The sequence below is a fragment of the Thalassospira sp. HF15 genome, from assembly GCF_011806525.1.
Classification (GTDB): Bacteria; Pseudomonadota; Alphaproteobacteria; order Rhodospirillales; family Thalassospiraceae; genus Thalassospira.
On the sequence record NZ_JAAVKI010000003.1, the window covers coordinates 458,686 to 483,588 of the forward strand.

Below are 24,903 nucleotides of genomic sequence, written 5' to 3' on the forward strand. Positions count from 1 at the left end.
GCATGGATAATTTGCCAAATTCAAGGAACGCCTGGTGAAAGAAACACTGCGCACCATACCTGCAGGATCGGGCGGCACAGTCAGCCCGCGCAAGGCCGTGCGCAGGCGTGTGCTTTCGACCGATGAAATCGTTGAAGGTGTTCTGGCAGGCGACCGCACCATTCTGTCACGCGCGATCACCCTGGTCGAAAGCCGCAATCCCAAACATTTCGAACAGGCGCAGGCGGTTCTGGCCGAATTGATGCCCAAAACGGGCGGATCGCAGCGCATCGGGATTACCGGTGTGCCCGGTGTGGGCAAATCAACCTTTATCGAGGCGTTTGGCAAAAACCTGACCAAGGCAGGCAAAAAAGTCGCCGTGCTGGCGGTTGATCCAACCAGTGCACGATCCGGCGGGTCCATTCTGGGGGATAAGACCCGGATGAACGAACTGTCGATCGATCCCAATGCCTATATCCGCCCTTCACCCAGCAGCGGCTATCTGGGCGGGGTCAATCGCATGACGCGTGAGACCATCCTGCTGTGTGAGGCTGCCGGTTTTGATGTGGTTCTGGTCGAAACTGTTGGGGCCGGGCAAAGCGAAACCATGGTCGCCCAGATGACGGACTTTTTCCTTGTCCTCATGTTGCCCGGTGCGGGGGATGAGCTTCAGGGCATCAAGAAAGGCGTTCTTGAAATTGCCGATCTGATCGCGGTTAACAAGGCCGATGCCGACCCGGCAAAGGCGCGCGAAGCCAAACGTGAGTATTCCTCAGCTTTGCGGATTATGCAGCCAAGCAGCAAACATTGGCGGCCGCAATCCGTGATGGTTTCAGCCCTGATCAATGACGGGCTTGATAACATCTGGGATCTGATCAACCAGCATCGCACCGTGATGGAAAAGGAAGGCGAATTTGCCGCCAAGCGGGCCCGTCAGCAACATGACTGGATGTGGACCATGTTGCGTGACCGGTTGCTTGAGACCTTTACCGCCCGCGATGACGTCGCAAGCCGAATTAAGGCACTTGAATCTGAAGTCCTTTCAGGCACGACCAACCCGACTGCCGCAGTCGAGGACTTGCTGAGCCTGATCAAGACTGTCGCGAAATAGGCAAAACAAAAGGCCGCACGCGGAACGGTACGGCCTTTGACTTCTGAATGGTACGCTGAGCTTACTTGTTTTCAGCGGCTTTCAGCTTTTCCTTCAGGACTTTCAGCTTTTCGACCGCATCGTTGATTTCCTGATCAAGATGCTTGAGGCCTTCGCGCTTTTCGGTCGGCACGGATTCGAGCTCATCCAGGGCTTTTTCTACGATATACAGCATCCCACGATCCTCCTTATTTTGATATCGGCGACGTCATATTGGCAAGCTTGGTGCCTCTGACATTCACGTGGGTAATGATATAGCACCAAGCGATGCATAAATTCAAAGACATGGATCAAGATTAACCCGAAAGTATCAGCAAGCGGTCTGTTCAAGACCCTCCTTGAGCACCTGAAAGCCTTCAGAAGTTGTCCGAAAAACCTGATCAAGGCCGGAGAAATTTTCGCGGCCTGCGTGCGCAACGGCAAGGCTGATCTGTGATTTTTCACCGACAGGTTTGGTCCATTTATGCTAAAAGCCGCCAACTGATTTTCTAAAACCGGAATTGATCGCGATGACGCATCTGGTGCTCGCACCAATGGAAGGACTTGTTGACTGGCGCGTTCGGCAATTGCTGAGCGCGACCGGCGGGTTTGACCTGTGCGTCACCGAGTTTATCCGCGTATCGCAAAACCTGTTTCCCGCCCATGTGTTTCATCGCTATTGCCCGGAACTCCTGAACGGTGGCAAGACCCTGTCGGGTGTGCCGGTTCTGGTTCAGTTGATGGGTCATGATCCCGAACTGATGGGCGAAAATGCCGTTGTCGCGGTTGAGCTTGGCGCACCGGGGATTGATATCAATTTCGGCTGCCCGTCCAAGACGGTGAACAAACGCGAAGCCGGTGCATCGCTTTTGAAATGCCCGGAAAACCTTTATGAAATCGTATCGGCCGTGCGCCGTGCTGTGCCGGACCACATCCCGGTCAGTGCGAAGGTCCGCCTTGGCTACTCCGACAAGGAGATGTTCCTTGAAATCGCACGCGCGGTTGAAGCCGGTGGTGCGCAGCATCTGACCGTGCATGCGCGTACCAAGATGGAAGGTTATAAACCGCCGGCGCACTGGGAGTACCTCGCACGCATCCGCGAGGCGATTTCGATTGGCATGACCGGCAATGGTGAAATCTGGGATGTTGCGGATTATCAGAAATGCCGCGATATTTCGGGCTGCGACAGCTTTATGATCGGACGCGGCGCCATCGCCGCCCCAGACCTTGCCACCCGTATCAAGGCGTTTGACGGTGGTACGCACCTGCCCAGGGAAAGCTGGGCAGATGTTCTTGCCAAGCTGCTTTCCTATTGCGATTTGATGGCAGAGGACGGCGCATCGGAAAACCATCAGGCCGGGCGCATCAAGCAATGGATGGCCCTGATTCGCAAAAGCCACCCGCAAGGGGCGCAATGCTTTGAAGAGATCAAACGCATTCGCGCGATTGACGAGCTGCGCACCAAGCTGCAGCACGACATGTCATTACCGGAAAACCAACGGACAATTGATCTGATAGCTGCCGAGTAGACAGTTATTTCAACGAAAACTCAAAAATAAAACGGGCGGTTACCATAACCGCCCGTTTTTTGTTCGTTCAACCTGTCAGGTATTGATCAGGTACCAAAGCCAAAGTCATCGGCATCCAGATCATCCGGGTCATCAACACCCATCAGGGTGACAGAGGCATCATTGCCAAGTTCGATAACGACATTGCCATCGGTATCAAGATGCATGTCATTCAGGACCTGGTTGAAGTTGTTGTAGTTCCACTCCGACAGATCGATGATGTCTTCGCCCGGCGTGAAATCGGTAATGATGTCATGCCCATCGGCCTTGCCGATCTGGAAGGTATCCCAGCCGGTGCCACCGGTCAGGGTGTCATCCCCGGCACTGCCATAAAGATGGTCATCGCCAGAACCACCCAGCAACAGGTCATCCCCGGCATTACCCCACAGCGTATCGTTGCCCGCACCACCATCAAGGGTGACGTCGCCATAGCTCTCCGTCTCGCTGGTCAGATCAATGATGTCATTGCCGTCACCGGCTTCGATCACTTCGACGCCGCTGATCCGAACCGTGGCGTCACCGTCGCTGATGTCGTCATCAAGGAACAGGGCATCATTGCCGCTGGTCATTTTCAGGGTGTCGACACCATCGCCACCGATAAAGACATCGTTCGACTGATTATAGCCGCCCAGATTGACGGTATCGCCTGTACCAGAATCACCGCCATCATTGTGCCCCCAGCCATTGCCGTGGAAATGATGATGACCCCAGCCACTGTCATTCTGATGACCATCTTCGCCAGGTGAACCTTTGTTCACCGCGTACCAGTTATTGTCCCAGACACCATCAGCGTTGTACTGCAGGACATCATCACCGGCACCGCCATTCAGAACGTCCTCACCAGCACCGCCGCCGATCGTATCAGCACCCGAACCACCCCACAGGGTGTCGTTGCCAGCACCACCGTCAATGACGTCATCGCCCGCGTTGCTCCAGACGATATCATCGCCGGTGCCACCCAGAACCGTGACGTCGCCATAAGACAGCGTGTCGCTGGTCAGGTCGATGATGTCATCACCGTTGCCGGCATCGATGACTTCGACGTTGGAAATGCGCGGGCTGGTGCCCGGATCAGTCAGTCGATCTTCAAGGAACAGGGCATCGTTGCCGCTGGTCATGGCCAGCGTATCGGTGCCCGAACCACCATCAATGATATCCTCGGAACGGGTATAGCCGGAAAGATTGATCTGTTCGTTGGTGCCATCCATGCCCGGATCGCCAACGTTTTTCGCAGCATAGCTGCCGGTCCAGTTCGCATCTTTCTGATATTCGATGTAATCGTCGCCAGCACCGGCATCGATCAGGTCGGAACCCTTGCCGCCATTGATGCTGTCATTGCCATCACCGCCCCAGATGGTGTCATCCCCGTCATCACCGCCAAGGATGTCATTGCCATCAAGACCAGACAGCAGGTTCGCGCCGTCATCACCGAACAGGTAATCGTTAAAGTCCGAACCGATCAGATCCTCGATCGAGCTCAGCTTGTCATTGCCGTTGCTGCTGCTTGCCGTGCCGCTTTCAAGGCTTGCGGCAACGGCTGTGGTCGAGTTGGCATAGCTTGCGGTATCACGACCAGCGCCACCGACAAGGCTGTCATGGCCAGCACCACCCATCAGGGTGTCATTGCCTGCATCGCCATACAGTTTGTCGTCGCCATTGCCGCCTTCGATGGTGTCATTGCCATCGCCGCCATAAAGACGGTCGTTGTTTTCACCACCATCAATCACGTCGTTGCCAGCACCGCCAAGGATGCTGTCATCGCCGGTGCCGCCATTGATGGTGTCGTTGCCAGCTTCGCCATACAGCTTGTCCTGACCCTGACCACCAGTAAGGGTATCGGCACCTTCGCCACCCCAAACACGGTCGTCACCCGATCCACCATCAAGGGTATCATCGCCGATACCGCCCGTGACGCTGTCCTGACCACTGCCGCCTTCGATCAGGTCATTGCCCGCATCACCCGAAAGCGTGTCATCGCCGTCACCACCATAGAGGCTGTCATTACCGTCCATGCCAGTGATGGTGTCCTGACCATTCAGGCCATAGACGGTGTCATCACCCGACAGGGCTGCAATCGTGTCATTGTTGCTGGTGCCATAGAGCAGATCATCATTTGGCGTCGGACCGGATGTGGACTGTTCGATACCAACAAACATGTCGGCATCAAGCTGGCTCATCGAGACACCGACAAGCGTGAGCGTGCCCTGACCATTGAGGTTGATCACGGTGTCATTGCCGACCTGGGTCATCTGGTCTTGCAGATCATCCCAGTCATCAATGTCGAGCGCGGCCAGATTGATCTTGTCTTCATTGGCGTTGAAGTCGGTAACGACCTTGTCGCCGGAATTGTTGGAAACAATGATTTCATCTGCGCCCGAACCACCGGTGTAGGTATCATCACCCGCACCACCATCAAGCGTATCATTGCCCGATCCACCCAGCAGGGTATCGGTGCCGTCGGTTCCGGTCAGGGTGTCATTACCGGCACCACCATCCATCAGGTCATTGCCATTGCCACCCGACAGGACGTCATCGCCGTCACCACCGAGAAGCGTGTCGTCACCATCACCACCTGCGAGCATGTCATTGCCGATGCCGCCATCAAGGGTGTCATTGCCAGCGTCCCCGGACAGCAGGTCATTGCCTGCACCACCGGCGATGCTGTCATTGTCATCACCGCCATAGATAACGTCGTCGCCGCCTTCGCCATCCAGCGAGTCATTACCGGCAGAGCCATAAATGGTGTCGGTTTCGTCGCCACCGGTGATGGTGTCGTCACCTTCCATGCCGTCGATGTAATCATCGCCGCCGCCGCCATCCATGACGTCGTCACCGGCATGACCGATCAGGGTATCGTCACCACCATTCCCGGCAATGACATCGTTGCCTTCATTGCCTTCGAGACTGTCATTGCCATCACCGCCGGAAATGACATCTTCACCGCTACCGCCCGTGATGGTGTCATCACCAGCGCCGCCCGAAAGCGTGTCATTGCCGTCCATGCCATTGAGGGTGTCATTACCGGCACCACCATCGACAGTGTCATCGCCCGCCAGTGCATCGATATAGTCATCCTCGCTAGTGCCCAGCAGGACATCGTCAAACTGGGTCGGGCCGCCATCATTTTCGATGCCGACAAACATATCGTACGAAACATCGTTCAGGCGCACACCGCGCAAGGTGACAGACCCCTGATCACCCAGATCAATAACCGTGTTGCCGTTTACTTCGGACAGAAGCGGGGCCAGATCCGACCAGGTGCTGATATCAAGCGCATCAAGCGAAATCTGATCGACGCTGGTGTTGAAGTCCGTGACGACCTTGTCACCAACCAGGCTGGTGACCTGAACAACGTCGGCACCCGAACCGGTGTGAATGACGTCATCGCCAACGCCACCATCAAGGGTATCGTTGCCCTGATCGCCATAAAGCGTGTCGTTGCCGGCACCACCGTCAAGGGTGTCATCACCGCGTTCGCCATGCAGCTTGTCGTTGCCTTCGCCACCCATCAGGGTATCGGCACCATCGCCAGTCCAGATCGTGTCATTGCCTTCGCCGCCATCGACGGTGTCTTCGCTGATCTCGGCTTCGACATTGTCAAACGTGTCATTGCCGTCACCCAGATCAACCTCGTTGTTCTGGCTGTTGCCATAGACATAGTCGTCATGGGCGGATGCGATGACCTTTTCGAAGTTGGCAAGGATATCGCCAACCGCATCACCACCAAAGGCACGTCCGCCATCACCCGGATTGTGGGTGTGGGCATCGGTATCACCGAGGAAGATTTCAACGCCTTCGTCGGATCCTTCGTAGCTGATGGTGTCACGGCCATCGCCGCCATCAAGATAGTCGCCACCGGCACCACCTTCGATGGTGTCATCACCGGCACCACCGAGCAGGGTGTTATCACCGCTTGATCCGGTCAGAACATCGTCACCATCCGATCCGATGACGTTTTCGATGTTGCTGATGGTGTCCGAACCGGTTTCAGCCGAGGTCGCGGTTCCGGCCGACAGATCAACCGTCGCACCATTGGCGGCCGTCATATCAAGGGTATCTTCGCCGTCGCCACCATCAAGCGTGTCGTCGCCAGCAGCCGCTTTCAGGGTATCGTCACCGGCACCAGCATCGACAACGTCATCGCCCGCGCCATCATCAATGACGTCGGCACCGTCGCCTGCAGCAATCGTATTGTTGGCCGCATCGCCGGTAATGGTATCTGCCGCAGCACTGCCGATCACATTTTCAAAGCCGGAGATGGTGTCATTGCCGGTTTCGGAACTGCTTGCCGTACCCGCAGACAGATCAACCGTGGCACCGCTGGTTGCTTCAGCCAGATCAAGGGTATCGTCACCTTCACCACCGGCAAGGGTGTCATCGCCCGCACCTGCCATGACCGTATCATTGCCCGCACCGCCATCAACGAAGTCTGAACCGGCACCGGCATCGATCACGTCGCTGCCTTCGCCGCCAGTGATGGTGTCATTGCCTTCGCCACCATCAAGGGTGTCGTCACCGGCACCGCCTTCAAGCACGTCATCGCCAGCGCGGCCCGAAAGGATATCGTTGCCGAGCCCACCGGTCAGGGTGTTGTTATCGTCCGAACCGCTCAGCTGGTCGTTGCCATCAGAACCAACAAGGTTCTCGATGCTTGAAAGCTTGTCGGTTTCGCCAGCACCGACCTGTGCCGTGCCGGTTGCAAGGTCGGCATTTACCGCGCCATTTGCATCGCTGTAATCAGCAGTATCATTGCCATCGCCGCCGACCAGGGTGTCGTTACCGGCACCACCCGACAGCGTGTCATCACCGGCACCACCATCCAGGATGTTGGATTTGGCATCACCGGAAATCGTGTCGTCATGATCGGAACCGGTGACATTTTCGACCTGATAGATCGCGTCACTACCGGCACCGCCGGTTGCAGTGTAGTTCGCCAGATCGACATCAACGCCCGACGTCGCCTCGTCATACATGACGGTGTCTTCATCTGTGCCACCAACAATGGTGTCATTACCGACACCACCGCGCAGGGTGTCTTCGCCAGCACCGCCAAGCAGCGTGTCATCGCCAACGCCGCCTTCGACGATATCGTCGCCGTAACCACCATCGACATAGTCACTACCGGCACCACCATGCAGATTGTCATGGCCAAGTTCGCCATTGATGGTGTCATCGCCTTCGTTACCCCAAAGGGTATCTGAGCCCGAACCACCATTGATGGTGACGTCACCGTAAGAAATTGTGTCGCTGGTCAGGTCGACAACATCATCACCGGCACCGGCATTAATGACTTCGACCCCGTCAAGACGCGCACCATCGGCCGTCTGTTCATCAACAGTTGTTTCAAAGCTGATCGAGCGGACGAAATAGTCACTGCTGTCAGAGCCCGAAGAGCCATTGGCGTAAGGTTCGCTTTCGAACGCGATATAGCGGAACTCGACCGGGTTGCCGCTGCCATCGGTCGCATTGATGGTCGCCGTGCCGACACCGTTGCTGGTGTAGTCAATCGTAGTGTCATCAAGCGTGCCCGAAGCAACAAGGTTGCCATCCGCATCAAAGGCCTGCCACGAACCGATCTCGCCGCCGCCTTCGCCAGCCATCAGGTTGGAAACCTGAACCGTGGCGGTATTTGCGTCTGCACCAAGGTCGACAACGACCGCTTCGCTTTCGCCAGACTGGGCATCATGGTTGATCTGGCCACCGGCAGGGCTGCCACCGTCATTGCCAATACCGTTGCCGTCGAAATTGACGGTGTCATCGGCAGCCGCAAGGTTCAGCTTGCCATCGCCATCAACATAGGACGTGCCGAAGTCAAAGGCATAAAGGTTGGCATCCGACCAGGCCGCCTGCATATCAGCGGAACTTGCAGAATCTGTCAGGCCAAGGGTGCGGGTTTCAGTCGTCGGCGTTGTGGTCTGGCCATCGCCAAGCTTCGAACCATCCAGCACCAGCGCATCACCGCCATCAGACATATCAAGGGTGTCATCACCCTCGCCACCGATGAAGGTATCGTCGGAGATGTTCTTGCCGCTGATGTCGGCAACATCGCCTGTGCCATCTACGCCCGGGCTACCGGTGTTTTCGGTGGTATCGCCGCTGGTCGCGGTTTCGTCAGCTTCGAAGTTCAGAACGTCGTCGCCCGCACCACCGTCAAGAGTATCATCCCCGGCACCGCCGCTGAGTTCGTCATTGTCGGCACCACCCGTTAGTGCGTCGTCGCCTTCGCCGCCCGACAACGTATCGTTGCCAGCACCGCCATCAAGACTGTCATTGCCGGTAGCACCGTAAAGGGTGTCAGCACCCTCATTGCCCAGCAACGTGTCATCGCCGGCACCACCGGAAACCGTATCGTCACCGGCAAGGGCATCGATGGTGTCATCATCATCGGTGCCACTGAGGGTATCGTCATTTGGCGTTGCGCCATCGGTGATGTTGGTGAAGTCATCGGCACTGAGTTCACTTAGACCAATACCGACAAGGGTCACCGTGCCGCCCGCCGGCAGGTTCAGGACCGCATTGCCTTCGCCATTTTCACTGAGCAACGGTACAAGGTCGCCCCAGTTTTCAATGCCAAGATCATCAATCGAGATTTTGTCTTCGCCGCGGGTAAAGTCGCTGACGACATCATCATCGGTGCCATCGGCAAAGATGAAGGTATCGGCACCAGCCCCACCGGCAACCGTATCATCCCCCGAACCACCGTCGATGGTGTCATCCCCGGCACCTGCATCGATGACGTTATCGCCGTTCGAACCGGTAATCTGGTCATTACCGGCACCGGTCGTGACATTTTCGATGTTCGAGAACTGATCATCACCGGTTTCAGCGGAGCTTGCCGTACCCGCACCAAGATCGACAACCGCATCACCCGATGCGTTGGTCATATCAAGGGTATCGGTACCATCGCCACCATCAAGGCTGTCATTGCCAGCACCCGCGATGACCGTATCGTTCCCGGCACCTGCCATGACAAGGTCACTGCCAGCGCCATCGGAAACAACGTCGTTACCCGCACCGGCATCAATCAGGTCGATGCCATCGCCACCATCAATGGTGTCGGCGCCGTCACCCGTCGAAAGGGTGTCATCGGCGCTACTTCCGGTAACGGTATCGTCACCGGCACCGGTGGTTACATTTTCAAATCCGGAAATGACATCATCGCCGGTTTCGCTGCTATTGGCGGTACCATTCTGCAGATTGACCGCAATGTCGGCGTCAACATCGGACATATCAAGCGTGTCAAAGCCGTCGCCACCCGAAAGCGTATCGTTGCCAGCACTGCCGACGACCGTGTCATTGCCGGCACCGGCATCAACAATGTCGTTGCCCGCACCGGCATTGATGTGGTCATTGCCATCGCCACCGCTGATGCTGTCATTGCCTTCGTTGGTCCAGACGGTGTCATCACCGGTTCCGGCATCAACCGAAACATCGCCATAGGATTCAGTCTGGCTGGTCAGATCGACAACGTCGTCGCCAGCACCCGTGTCGATGACTTCGACATCGGAAATCGACGGTGTGTTCGATGCGTCTGCGTGATCGTTATCCAGAATGATTGCATCACCAGCCGACGTCCCGACAAGGGTATCAACCCCTTCGCCACCGTCGAACTGGTCATCACTCAGGCCAAGACCTTCGAGGTCGGCAACTTCGCCGGTGCCATCAACACCCGGGCTACCGGCATGATCGGTTTCGTCCCCGGCCTGGCCAGTACGATCAGCTTCGAACTGAAGGACGTCGTCACCGTCACCACCATCAAGGGTGTCGGTACCTTCGCCACCGCCAAGCGTGTCGTTGCCGCCACCGCCAATAACGGTGTCATCGCCCGAACCACCACCGACAGTATCATTGCCATCGCCGCCATCTACGGTGTCGTTACCGTCGCCACCATCGACCGTGTCGTTACCCGTACCGCCGCCGACTGTGTCATTACCGGTACCACCGCCAACGGAGTCATTGCCATCGCCACCGTCAACGGTATCGTCGCCGTCACCGCCATCGACCGTGTCATCACCGCCGCCGCCGCCAACAGAATCATTGCCGGTACCACCATCAACGGAGTCATTACCTTCACCGCCGTCAACGGTATCGTCACCATCGCCACCGTCGACCGTGTCGTTGCCCGTGCCACCACCGACAGAGTCATTGCCGCTGCCACCGTCAACGGAATCATCGCCGTCACCGCCCTCGACGGTATCGTTGCCATCGCCGCCATCGACGCTATCATCACCGGCGCCACCGTCGACAGAGTCATCGCCTTCACCACCGCCAAGGGTGTCTTCACCCGGGGTCCCGACATTGTCGATACCGGTGAAGTGATCCGGGGTCAGGTCTGCGACCGACACACCCGACAGGGTTACCGTGCCACCGGAAGGCAGGGTAATGACCGCACCGTCAGGTCCGTCAGACAGCAGCGGTTGCAAATCGGTCCAGGCCGAGATGCCCAAATCCGGCAGAGAAATTGCGTCAGATGTCAGATCGAAGTCACTGACAAGATCGGTGTCTGTGCCGTCTTCAAAGACGAAAGTATCGGCACCCGCGCCACCCGAAAGCGTATCATTGCCCGCACCGGCCGCGATGGTGTCATCCCCGGCACCGCCAGACAGAATGTCGTCACCAGCACCACCATCAAGGGTGTCGTTGCCCGCACCACCATCAATGACGTTGGCGTCATCGGAACCGGTAATAACGTCGGCGTCATCCGAGCCGGTTACATTTTCAAAGTTCGTGATGGAGTCCGATCCGGTATTGGCACCACTTGCCGTTCCGGCCGCAAGATCGACCGTAACACCACCGGTGGTGCCAGAAAGATCAAGCGTATCAACGCCATCGCCGCCATCGATATCATCATTGCCGCCATCAAGGGTGACGGTGTCATTGCCGGCACCACCATCAATCGTGTTGTCCCCAGACGAACCGATGATGGTGTCTTCACCGTCGGTAGCAATAACATTTTCAAAGCCGGAGATACCGTCACTGCCGGTTGCATCGCTGCTTGCCGTACCTGCGCCAAGATCAATGGTCGCACCATCAGCAGAAGACATATCCAAGGTATCGTCGCCATCGCCACCGATCAGGATATCGTCGCCTGCGCCAGCTGCGATGGTGTCGTTGCCTTCGCCGCCGTCGATGGTGTCAGATCCTTCGCCACCATCAAGGACGTCATTACCCGCACCGCCATCAAGGGTGTCGTTCCCGGCACCGCCATTGATATTGTCGGCACCGTCGCCGCCCAGCAGGACGTCATCACCATCGTTTGACCAGATGGTGTCATCACCCGCACCACCATCAACCGTCACATCGCCATAGGAATGGGTGTTGCTGGTCAGATCGACAACGTCATTGCCGTCACCGGCATCAATGTTTTCGATATCAACGATGGACGGATTGGCCGCACCGTTTTCATGATCACGATCAAGAATGATTGCATCGTCACCGGAACCGGCAACCAGCGTATCATTGCCTTCGCCGCCAACGAAGCTGTCATCAGAAAGGTTCTTGCCCGAAATATCGGCAACATCGCCCGTCCCGTCGGTGGTCGGGCTACCGACATGATCGGTGGTTTCACCATCTGCGGCAACGCTGTCACCTTCAAACGACAGGACGTCATCACCGGCACCGCCATCCACAAGGTCGGCACCATCGCCACCGGCAAGCGTATCGTTGCCCGCACCGCCTGAAAGGGTGTCGTTACCAGCGCCACCAGCAAGGATGTTGTCACCGGTCGACCCGGTCAGGGTGTCATCACCGGCACCACCGGTCGCACCTTCGATACCATCAAGGGTATCGGTGCCATCGCTCGCCACCCCTGTACCATTTTCAAGATCGACAACCACACCATCGGTCTGGTCGGCGTAATCAACGATATCGTCTCCCTCGCCACCGATCAGGGTGTCATTACCCGCACCGCCCGAAAGCGTGTCATTGCCCGCACCGCCATCAATGACGTTATCAAACGCATTGCCTGCCAGCGTGTCATCATGATCGGAGCCGGTCAGGGTCTCGAAACCGTCAATGGTGTCATTTCCAGCACCACCGGTTGCGGTACCTGCATCAAGGTCGACATTCACACCTTCTTCAGCACCTTCGTAGGACAGAACGTCTTCGCCCTCGCCACCGATCAGGGTGTCATCGCCCCCATTGCCAAAGACCGTGTCATTACCTGCGCCACCGTCAAGAATGTTGGCGTTTTCATCACCGACCAGAACATCATCACCATTACCACCGGTAACGTTTTCAATGCTTTCAAGGGTGTCGTTGCCTGCATCCCCTGTCGCGGTGCCCGCACCCAGATCAACGGTGACACCGTCAGTGGTATCGGAATAATCGGCGGTATCATTGCCTTCGCCACCGCGTAGCGTATCGTCGCCTGCGCCACCGATCAGGGTGTCATTACCTTCGTCGCCATAGATATCATCATCGCCGGCCTGACCATCGACGATGTCGTCGCTTTCAAGGGCGTGGATTTCATCACTGATCTGGCTGCCGGTGATATCGTCTTCGAACTCGGTGCCAAAGATGGCGTCATAACCAAAGAAGTTTTTCTGACCAAGATCGTCAACCGAAACACCTTCAAGGGTGATGCTGTCGCCATCGCCAAGGGTGATGACCGCATTACCGTTTTCGTCATCGGCCATCTGGTCGCGCAGGGCTGCGTAATCCTCGATCCCGTAGGCCGACAGATCGATGATGTCTTTGGCAACATCAAAGTCGGTTACGGTGTCATTGCCGCTGCCAGGTTCGAGAACGATCAGGTCTTCGCCTTCGCCGGTGATCAGGACATCATCGCCATCCCCACCGACCAGGGTATCGTCGCCCGATCCGCCATCAAGGGTGTTGACCCCGTCACTGCCGACCAGTGTATCGGTATAGTCAGTGCCAACAACGCGTTCGAAGTTCCGAACGATGTCGTCACCCCCGCCGCCAGTTGCGTATTCCTTGACCAGATCGACTGTGACACCGGAATCGACATTCGAATAATCGACGGTATCAAGATCGCCAGCGCCACCATCAAGGATGTCGTCGCCTGCATCACCATAAACCCAATCATCGCCAGACCCGGCTTCGACAATATCATCGCCTTCACCACCGGTGATGGTGTCATTGCCCGCTTCACCCAGAAGGATGTCGCCACCGACACCGCCGCTGATGATGTCATCGCCCGCACCACCGCTGATTTCGTCGATGCCTTCGCCGCCATCAATGACGTCGTTGCCGGCGCCAGCATTGATCGCGTCACCGCCAGCCCCGCCGGAAATGGTGTTGCTGTTCTCGTCACCGGAAATCTTGTCGTTAAAGTCGGAACCAACGACGCCTTCGATGTCGGTCAGGATGTCGTTGCCGTCACCGGTTGCTGTCCCTGCCGCCAGATTAACGCTAACGCCCTGGGTCGCATTGCTGTAATCGGCGGTATCGGAACCTTCACCGCCATCAAGCACGTCATCACCTGCACCACCGACAAAAGTGTCATCACCATCAAGGCCGGTCAGGGTATTGTTTTCGTCATTACCCGACAGCGTATCGTCAAACAGGGTACCTGTTACGTTTTCGATACCTTCAAGGACATCATCGCCATCGCCACCGGTAACTGTGCCAGCCTCAAGATCGGCCTCAATCCCGGCACCTTCGGTCGCGTAATCTGCGGTATCGTTGCCGTCACCACCGCGCAGAACATCCGATCCGGAATTGCCAACCAGCGTATCGTTTCCGGTACCACCATCGATGGTGTCATTGCCCTCGCCACCGATCAGACGGTCGTTTCCGGCGCCGCCATCAACGGTGTCATCGCCTTCACGGGCATTGATGATGTCATCGCCACTGCCGCCGATCATGTCGTCGGCATTTTCGGAACCAAGGCGGACATCAACACCGATGAAATTGTCGGCAGTCAGTTGCGATGGGGTAACCCCTTGCAGGGTAATGGTATCTCCACTTTCAAACGTGATGGTCACATCGCCATTGGCGTCCGTGCCAAACATGTTTTCAAGAGCGCCATATCCGGCAACATTGAAGCTGGTCAGGTCGATGGTGTCGGCATCGGGGTTGAAATCCGTAATGGTATCGCTGCCGCCACCCGGATTGAAGACAACCTGATCCGAACCGCTTCCAAGCGTCAGGGTATCGTTGCCGGCACCGGCATCGAAGGTGTCATCGCCAGCGCCACCGATAAAGGTATCGCTTTGACCGCCACCGATGAAGGTATCACTAAAGTCAGAGCCCTCGATGGCTTCGATGCCTTCGAGCGTATCGGTACCGGTTGCTGTACCGGAAACGGTATTGTTGCTGGTATCAACTGTGACCGCGGCCTCAGAGTCGACATAGCTTGCAGTATCAACGCCCTCGCCACCGATCAGGTGGTCATCCCCTTCGCCGGACAGAAGCGTGTCATTGCCTGCGCCACCATCCAGCGTGTCGGAACCCGCACCACCCGATATGGTGTCGTTGCCCGCGCCGCCTTCGACCAGGTCATCGCCGCTGCCTGATGAAATGACGTCATTACCTTCGCCGCCAAGAACGGTATCGGCACCATCCCCGGTATCGATAACATCATCGCCCGCACCGCCATCAACGAGATCGAAACCTTCACCAGTGGTGATGACGTCGTCGCCTTCGCCACCTTCAACTGTGTTGTCGCCGTTTCCGGCATTGATAACGTTGCCAGCATCATCACCAATGATCACGTCATTGCCGTCACCGGTCGTAACATTTTCAATATTGGTAAAGGTGTCGGTATCGCTGCCATCGGTCGCGGTACCGTTGGTGAAATCAACGGTCTGGTCACTGGAAAGGTCGCCAAGATCAAGGGTATCGTTGCCCGTGCCACCATCGATGGTGTCACTGCCCGCACCGCCGCGCAGCGTATCGTTTCCGGCGCCCCCCAGAAGGACGTCGTCACCTGCGCGACCATCAAGAACATCATTGCCGGCCTCACCCGAAAGGGTGTTGCGACCCGCGTCACCACGCAGGGTGTCTGCGCTGGCTGAACCGACAATGTTTTCAAAGTTCGAAATCGTATCGCCGGTGCTGGTTGCACCGGTCTGAAGGTCAACCGAAACACCGGACTCACCAGTGAACGAAAGGGTATCTTCACCCTCTCCGCCATCAAGGATATCGGTGCCAGCGCCGCCAGAAATTGTATCGTTGCCCGAACCACCTTCGATGACGTCGTTACCGGCACCACCGGTTACGCTGTCGTCGCCGTCTCCGGCAAGAATGGTGTCGTTTTTGCTGCCACCCGTGATGACATCATCGTGGTCGGATGCAATGATCTGTTCGATGCCGCTGAAGGTATCGGTGCCGGTATCTTCGCCGGTTGCAGTGTTGGTCGCCAGATTGATGTCCAGACTCGATGCCGCGTCGGAATAATTCAGAGTGTCGGCACCCTCGCCACCAATATAGGTGTCATTGCCGAGTTCACCGACAAAGCTGTCATCGCCTTCGCCGCCATCAAGAACATCATCGCCCGCACCACCGGTCAGCATGTCATTGCCGGCACCACCATTGATAGTGTTGTCGGCTTCGTTGCCGGTGATTGTGTCGTCAAATTCGGTCCCGGTGACGTTTTCGAACCCGGAAAGCGTATCGTTGCCACCTGCACCGGTTGCGGTTCCGGCAGAAAGATCGATGTTCTGAGCACCGCTTGCTCCGGAATAATCAAGGGTATCGGTCCCTTCGCCACCCGAAAGGGTGTCATCGCCGGCACCGCCCGCGATCAGGTCATTGCCGCCACGGCCATCAATGGTATCGTCACCAGCACCACCCGAAAGGGTGTTTGCCGCATCCGAACCACCAATGCTGTCATCGGCATCCGAGCCAATCACATCTTCAATGTTGCTTAGCTGATCGGTACCGTCTGCCTTGTTGGTCGAACCTGCTTCAAGGTCAACATCAACACCGGTTTCACTGTTGCTGTAATCAACAACGTCCTGACCAGCACCGCCGTCGATCACGTCATTCCCGGCGCTGCCTGTGATGGTGTCGTCGCCCGCACCGGTCAAAATAGTGTTGTCTACGTCCGACCCGGTAATGGCATCATTCAGCCCTGATCCAACAACGTTTTCAACATTGAGAACCGTATCGCCGGTGTCTTGGTCAGTTTCACCTGTTGCCAGATCAAGGTTAACCCCGGCTTCTGCATCAGAGTAATCGACGGTGTCAACACCGTCGCCACCATCAATCAGGTCGCTGCCCAAACCGCCATTCAGCGTATCGTTACCCGCACCACCAAGAAGGGTGTCATTGCCACCACCGCCGGACAGGGTGTCATCGCCATCTTCACCAGAGAGGACGTTGGCGGACAGATTACCCGTGATGGTATCGTCATAATCCGAACCGCTCAGATTCTCGATACCCTCAATCTGGTCAGTGCCAAGACCGCTGACGGTGCCAGCACCAAGATCAGCAGTAATTCCGCCGGTCGCATTACCATAGTCGACGGTATCAATACCTGAACCACCACGCAGCACGTCATTGCCACTGCTTGCAATCAGGCTATCGTTGCCTGCGCCAGCATCAATCGTGTTGTCGTCACCGTCGCCAGCCAGTGTATCCGCATGGGCCGAACCGGTAATATTTTCGATGCTTTCAAGGGTATCTTCGCCTGCTGCACCACTTGCTGTTTGCCCGGCCAGATCAACGTTAACACCGCCTTCGGCATTGGCGTAGCTTACCGTGTCATTGCCTGCACCGCCCGACAGAGTGTCATCTCCGCCAAGGCCTTCAAGGACATCATCGCCTTCGCCACCTTGAAGAACGTTGTCAGCGTCAGAACCGGTCAGCGTATCATTGCCCGCACCGGCAACGATGTTTTCAACATTCCGAATCTGGTCATTGCTATCAGGTCCCGTGGCCGTTCCGGTCCCGAGATTAACATTGATGTCCGCGATCTCATCGGAATAGTCGACAGTATCGACACCGTCACCACCATCAAGGATGTCGTTGCCTTCGCCACCGATCAGGGTGTCGTCACCTGTACCGCCAAAGATACTGTCATCGCCTTCAAGACCATCAATAATGTCATTGCCATCAAGGCCCGACATGGTGTCCTGACCGTCGGTCCCCGACATGCTTTCATCACCGGACGTTCCGACAATGTCGCGCACGCCGATGAAGTTGTCAGCTGTGATGTCATCCTTGCTGACACCTTCAAGCACCATGGATGTACCTTCACCGAAATCGATGACAAGGTCACCGTTTTCGTTTTCGGACATCATTTCATAGAGATCGCCATAGGTATCAACACCAAGGGCCGTAATATCAATCTGGTCTTCGCCAATGGAGAAGTCGGTTACGGTATCTGCACCGTCATCTGGTCCGACAATATATACGTCGGCACCCGTACCACCGGTCAGAGTGTCATCACCAGCACCACCTGTGATGGTATCCGAACCACTACCAGCATTGATGATATTATCGCTATCATCGCCGATAATGGTGTCGGCCTGGCCGGAGCCAACGACGTTTTCAACACCACTGATGGTATCGGTACCATTTGCGCTGGTTGCCGTCCCTGCGGCCAGATCAATGGAAACCGCGCCCTGGCCTTCGTAGTCGACGGTGTCGTTCCCTTCACCACCCTTGATGGTGTCATCGCCAGCGCCACCAAACAACAGATCGTCACCGGCACCACCATCAAGGATGTCATCACCAGCACCACCGCTCAGGGTGTTATTGGCGTCATCGCCAATCAGGGTATCGTCATGATCAGAACCCTGAACGTTTTCGATGCTTTCAAGGGTGTCGTTGCCTGCGGCTCCGCTTGTGGTCCCCTCAGAAAGATCAACCGTCACCGAACCGTCTGAATCGCTGTAATCAGCTTTATCTGTGCCTGATCCACCGACAAGGGTGTCATCACCTTCACCACCGGAAAGGATATCATCACCAGCCCCACCGAGGACCGCGTCATCCCCCGCACCGCCAGAAATGACGTCGTTACCAGCACCACCGATCAAGGTATTCGCGCCAGTGTCACCTGCAATAACATCATCCTGGTTAGACCCAGTGACATTTTCGATGTTCGTCAGAGTGTCTTCACTACCAACACCTCCCGTACCGGCTTCAAGATCAACCTGAACCCCGCTGCTGGAGGTGTAATCGACAGTATCTTCACCCGCACCACCGTCAATAACGTCTTCGCCAACACCACCGGTGATCGTATCGTCACCATCGTTGCCGAAAATGGTGTCGTCACCGGAACCACCATGAATGATGTCGTTGCCCGCAAGACCGTCAATGATTTCAGCAGACGATGACCCCTGCAGGGTGTCGTCACTTTCAGTCGCGCCAAGCGTTTCAAGATCAACAAAGTTATCGGCAGTCAAATCTTCCGGCGATACACCATTCAACGTCATGGTGTTCTCATTGAGAGTGATTACCGCATTGCCGTCATAATCGGTGCTGATCATTTTCTTGAGAGCTTCAAAATTCGGAATATTGAAGCCAACAAGATCAATCTTGTCTTCCGCCGGACTGAAATCGGTTATGACCGTGTCGTCGGTTCGGGTGCTAAAGACAAAGGTATCAGCACCTTCACCACCCGACACCAAATCTTGGCCCGCACCAGCGTCAATGGTGTCGTCACCGGCACCACCTTCGATGGTATTGTCGGTCGTAGATCCGGTCAGCACATCATCATAATCGGACCCGATAACGTTTTCGACAGACGCCAGCGTGTCATCGCCATCCGCGCCAGATGCTGTTCCAGAGGCAAGATCAACACTTACACCGCCCGATGCGTCCCCGTAGGTAACGGTATCCGATCCAAGACCACCATCAATCGTGTCATTGCCTGCACCGCCCACCATAGTGTCAGAACCGGCACCGCCACTGAGAACATCATCCCCGCCACGGCCATCAAGAATATCGTCGCCTAATGCGCCTTCTAGAGTGTTAGCAGTTTCATCCCCGGCCATTGTATCGTCATACGAGGACCCAGTTACATTCTCGAAATTGGCGATCGTATCTGTGGCATCTGCGGTTTTAGCCTGACCTGTCCCAAGGTCCACATCGACACCACCGGTGGTCCCTTGATAGCTCAGCGTGTCATTACCATCACCGCCATCAAGCTCATCACTGCCATCGCCACCATTGATGGTGTCATCACCCGCACCACCAGTGATGTTATCAGCGCCAGTTCCGCCGGTGACCAAATCGTTGCCGTCACCACCATCAATCGTATCGTTACCCGCACCACCGGAGACCGTGTCGTCACCGGCTTTTGCGGTGATGACGTCGCTACGGTCTGTACCGTTTAGGACATCTTTCTCCTCGGTACCTTCAAGTGAGCGGATACCTTTGAAGTTGGCATAGGTCAGACTGTCGGGATTAACACCTTCAAGGGTAATCAACGCGTCACCGACCGTGATCGTGGCATTGCCTGCAGCATCTTCACCAATAAAGTCGGCGACATCAGAAAACAGTTCAAGACCATCAATTCCCTGGATATCAATGATATCGTTAAGCGGATTGAAGTCCGTCACAATGTCGTTGCCACTGTCAGGCGTGACAATAAAGGTGTCTGCACCCGATCCACCGCTCAGCGTGTCGTCACCGCCGCGACCATCAATGGTGTCGTTACCATCCCCCGCCATAAAGACGTCGTCACCACTGCTACCGAGCATGGTGTCCTCGGTCGAGGTCCCCTCGATTTCCTCGAAACCGGAAATCGTATCAGTGAAATTGTTGCCGGTAACAGTTCCGTCTTCCAGGTCTACTGTGACACCAGCACCCAGATCTTCTGCGCCGGAATTATAGCTCAGCGTATCATTGCCATCGCCACCAACCAGAGTGTCATCACCCGCACTACCATAAACAGTGTCGTCACCTGCACCGGTATCAATCAGGTTAGTGTCGCCGCTGGTATAGACGATATCATCCCCAGATCCGGTAACAACGTTTTCAAAACCGGAAATCGTATCATTGCCATCGCCGGTGGCTGCGCCATCCGCAAGATCGACGGTAACACCACCGTCTACACCGGTGTAATCGACGGTGTCATTACCTTCGCCACCAAACAAAACGTCATTGCCACCGCCACCCGAAATGGTGTCATCACCACCCATGCCAGACAGTGTGTTGGCACCTTCGTCACCACTGATAACGTCGGCGTTTTCCGTACCGATCACATTTTCAAAGTTGGAGATCTGAGACGAGCCGGAATCGGTTGTGGCTGTTCCCGCGGCAAGGTCAACATTCAGACCAGTCTGGCTGCCAAAGCCAATGGTATCATTGCCCTCACCGCCATCAACTGTGTCATTGCCCTCGCCAATTCCGCGAACAACATCATCGCCGGCACCGGTTGAAATGACGTTGTCGTCATCCGAACCAATTACGGCGTCATTGCCCGCACCAGTAATGACATTCTCAATACTGCTGAGATTGTCGCTTTCCCCTGTTTCTTCATCGCGCGCCGTACCACGAGCAAGATTGACGTTCTGCCCGCCTTCTCGCGCACTCAGATCAAGGGTGTCACTGCCTTCACCACCGATGATGATGTCGTTACCATCTTCGCCAATGAACAGGTCGTCGCCATCGCCACCATCAAGGGTGTCATTGCCACCACGTCCGACAAGGGTGTCATTGCCCGCACCGCCGCGCAGGACGTTAACGCCGTCATCGCCGTTCAGTTCATCGTCATAGTCCGAGCCGGTCGCATTTTCGATACGATCAAGAACATCGTCGCCATCAGCACCGGTCGCGGTGCCATCGGCAAGGTCGACCTGCACACCACCGTTTGCGCCGGAATAATCGACCGTATCGATACCTTCCTGACCGCGCAGGGTGTCATTGCCAGCACCACCCGAAACCGTATCGTCGCCATAGCCACCCGATACAACATCATCGCCAGCACCACCGCCAAGCGTGTCGTCACCGCCATAGCCATAAAGTGCGTCGTTGCCATCTGTCCCGGCACCAACGTCGTTGTCTTCGGTCTGGAAAATCCGGCCAAAGCCACGGAAATCATCAGCTGTCAGGCTGTCGCTGCTGACCCCTGCAAGGGTCAGGGTACCCTGATCACCGAATTCGATAACGGTGTTGCCGTTACCATCGTCGGACATCATGGTCTGCAGGGTCGCAAAATCCTGAATGCCAAGCCTGGAAAGATCGATAATGTCTTCCGAACCGGCAAAGTCGGTGATCGTATCGTTGCCGAAATTCTCGGTCAGTTCGAAGTCATCCTCGCCAGCACCGCCGGTCAAGGTATCGTTACCCTCACCACCGGTCAGCGTATCGACGCCGGCACCACCTTCAAGAAGGTTATCGCCATCATCGCCGGTGATGTGATCGTCATGGTCCGAGCCGGTAACATTTTCGACCATCTGGACAACGTCATTGCCCGCGCCACCAGTGGCGGTCTCGTCGGCAAGGTTTACGGTGACCGCACTTTCGGCATCGCTATAGCTGACCGTATCAACGCCGCTGCCGCCCTGGATATGGTCATCGCCCTGACCGCCCCGCAGGAAGTCATCACCCGATCCGCCAGCCATGACATCATTACCGTCACCGCCCACCAGAAGGTCGTCATCGGCACCGCCTTGCAGGAAGTCATCGTCCGCACCACCAAACAGGCTGTCACTGCCGTCTCCGCCCTGCAGAACATCACTGCCGTTCTCACCGCGCAGAACATCATTCCCGGCACCACCCTGTAGCAGGTCATTACCGGTACTGCCTTCGAGCGTGTCGTCTCCGTCATTGCCCTGAAGGGTATCGTCGCCGGCACCGCCACCAAGTATGTCGCTTTCATCGCCGCCCTGCACCACATCAGCACCAGCGGTCGGCGTATTGTCAAAAGCGTTTGCATCACCTTCGTCGGCATCAGTTACGCCAGACTCGGCATCGTCGCCATCGGATGCATCGCTGCCCGTCGCGTCTTCGCCGGTATCTGCTGCACCAGAAGTGTCGCTGGCACCTTCACCCTCGGACGCACCGGCTTGTGTACCGGCATCCGTTTCACCGTCACCGGTGGCGTCGCCGCCCGACGCGGTATCTTCTGCGGTCGTTTCAGCATCAGAACCGGACGTCACGTCACCGTCTGACTCGCCAGTTTGCGAACCGGCTTCAGCAGAAGCATCGCCAGATTCCGCATCACCAGCTTCTTCGGTCGTCTCACCAGTGGGTTCGGTTCCCGTCTGCTCGTCGCTCGACGTATCGTTCGCATCCGAACCGGTCTCGGCACCGGCCTGCGCGCCAGAGGTCGTGTTATCTTCTTCGCTCTGGTCGCTTTCGCCCGTCTGGGTTTCTGCTCCACCTTCTTCACTGGTGGATTCTTCGCCAGAACCTGACTCCGTCCCGGTTTCGCCGGACGTCGTATCGCCCGCAGACGCACCATCGTTATCTGTTTGCGAACCAGAGGTCTCATCCCCAGCCGCCTCGTCTACTTGCGGCTCGGAACCTTCTGCTGCGCCGCCGGATCCCGTGCTGTCAGGATCGGTTGCACTATCTTCGGCATCGCTGCCGGAATTTGGCGAACCTTCATCACCCGCATCGAGGGTGTCGTCACCGCTGGTACCGGATGCACTGTCAGAGCCACTCTCGCCAGTGGTTTCGCCGTCAGAAGTATCTTCAGTTGAAGTTTCACCGCCCGCGGCCGTTTCCGAACCGGTGTCAGAACCTGTATCCGTGTCGGTTACAGCATCACCACCTTCGGAGCCCGACGTTTCTTCGCCAGCAGAAGCGTCCGTAGACCCAAGGTCACCCGTGGATTCTGCGTCGGAAGAGGTTTCGTCACTGGTGCTGTCACTGCCTGAAGAACCTGACGTTTCACCATCGGCTTCTTCGGAACCGGATGCATCACCAGAACCGGTATCGGTTTGTGTTTCCGACCCGGCATCGCCAGTGCTGCCAGTTTCGCCAGTGCTTTCCGAACCGCCAGAAGAGGCCTCGCCCGAGGTGGCATCTTCCTGTGTTTCAGAGGAGCCTGTTGAACCGGTTTCCGTTTCCGTGTCGCCAGATGTGGTTTCACCCGAATCACTTGCGCCACTGTCGGTGCCGCCATCGGTCTGACCCGTTTCTTCACTGCCAGATGCGTCGCCAGAGGTTTCATCGGAGCCCGTTGCGCCGGTTTCTTCGGCGCTGTCCGAACCACTTTCTGTACCACCGGCCCCTGAATCGCCTGCGCCAGCATCACCTGTCGCGTCGCCACTTGTGGAGCCTTCGGTTGATGTACCGGAATCGCTCTGCGATCCGGTTTCTTCGGCGTCATTTGCACGACCGGCACCGGAGTCCAGATTAACTTCAACACCCTGCTCAGACTGGCTGTAGTCGACGGTGTTTTCGCCCGTACCGCCTTCGATAGAGTCCGCGCCCTGGCTGGCATTGAAGGTGTCATCACCGTCGCCGCCCGACAGGCTGTTGTCGCCGGAATCACCGGTCAGGACATCATCGCCCGATGTGCCGCGCAGGTTTTCAATACTTTCAAAGGAAACGCGATTGGCGCCGGTAGCATCCGTAGCCGATCCTTGCGAAAGGTCGGCGCGCACGCCGTCTGCCGCCCCATCCAGAGACAGGGTATCTTCGCCCGCACCGCCATCAATGTTGTCGATACCACCGCCTGATGAAATGACATCGTCACCATCAGAACCGACAATGGTGTCATTCCCTTCGCCGCCTTCAATGACATTGGCTTCGCCATCACCCGACGATGCATCGCCACCATCGGTCGCGACAGACACCTCGTTGATTTGCGGAACGTCAACCAGCGTCACATTGGCAAGTTCTGCTTTCGTGACACCTTGGAAGACGACCTTGTCACCGGTCGAGAAAACGATGAATGCATTGCCCGCCGCGTCTTCGCTGGCCAGCGTCATCAGTTCACTGACACTGTCGACACCAAGGTCACTCAGCGCCAGTTCGTCTTCATCAACGTTGAAATCGGTAATCGTGGTCTGTGCGAAACCACTTTGGAGCACAAAGGTATCGCGGCCTTCGCCGCCGGTAACAACATCCTCACCCTCGCCCGATTCGAGAATGTCGTCGCCTTCGCCGCCAATCAGGGTGTTGTCACCATCATCGCCCACCAGAACATCGTCATAGGCGCTGCCGATGACGTTCTGAATGTTGGTGAAGACCTGAGTTGCTGCAGATTGCGGATTGCCATCGCCCGAAGAGCTGGTACCAGAATCATTTTTGGCCGCGTCAGAATCACCTTCTGAGCGGCCATCAAGTACCTCATCAATGTCGGTGTCGGTGATTCCAACACCATCGTCTTGGTTGGCGGGCGAGACCAAAGCA

Annotated in this window: 4 protein-coding genes; 2 read left to right on the plus strand and 2 right to left on the minus strand. The window is 56.6% G+C overall.

Annotated elements, in window-relative coordinates; all coding sequences use genetic code 11:
* Window positions 1-34: 34 nt before the first annotated feature.
* Window positions 35-1,090, plus strand: coding sequence for a methylmalonyl Co-A mutase-associated GTPase MeaB (meaB, locus tag HED22_RS08650; protein WP_167721157.1), 1,056 nt, complete (start codon window positions 35-37; stop codon window positions 1,088-1,090).
* A 61-nt stretch (window positions 1,091-1,151) separates the two neighbouring features.
* Here meaB and HED22_RS08655 read toward each other — a convergent pair whose 3' ends face one another.
* Complete coding sequence (locus HED22_RS08655) at window positions 1,152-1,304, minus strand: hypothetical protein (RefSeq protein ID WP_156518936.1); 153 nt, start codon at window positions 1,302-1,304, stop codon at window positions 1,152-1,154.
* Window positions 1,305-1,638: 334 nt separating this feature from the next.
* Here HED22_RS08655 and HED22_RS08660 point away from each other — a divergent pair, with 334 nt between their 5' ends.
* The gene (locus tag HED22_RS08660; RefSeq protein WP_167721159.1) at window positions 1,639-2,637 is read left to right on the plus strand and encodes a tRNA-dihydrouridine synthase; all 999 of its coding nucleotides are present in this window, start codon (window positions 1,639-1,641) and stop codon (window positions 2,635-2,637) included.
* A gap of 86 nt (window positions 2,638-2,723) precedes the next feature.
* Here the strand turns inward: HED22_RS08660 and HED22_RS08665 are convergent, their stop codons facing one another.
* Window positions 2,724-24,899, minus strand: a complete 22,176-nt coding sequence (locus HED22_RS08665; protein ID WP_167721161.1) for a hypothetical protein — start codon at window positions 24,897-24,899, stop codon at window positions 2,724-2,726.
* Between the last annotated feature and the right edge of the window lie 4 nt (window positions 24,900-24,903).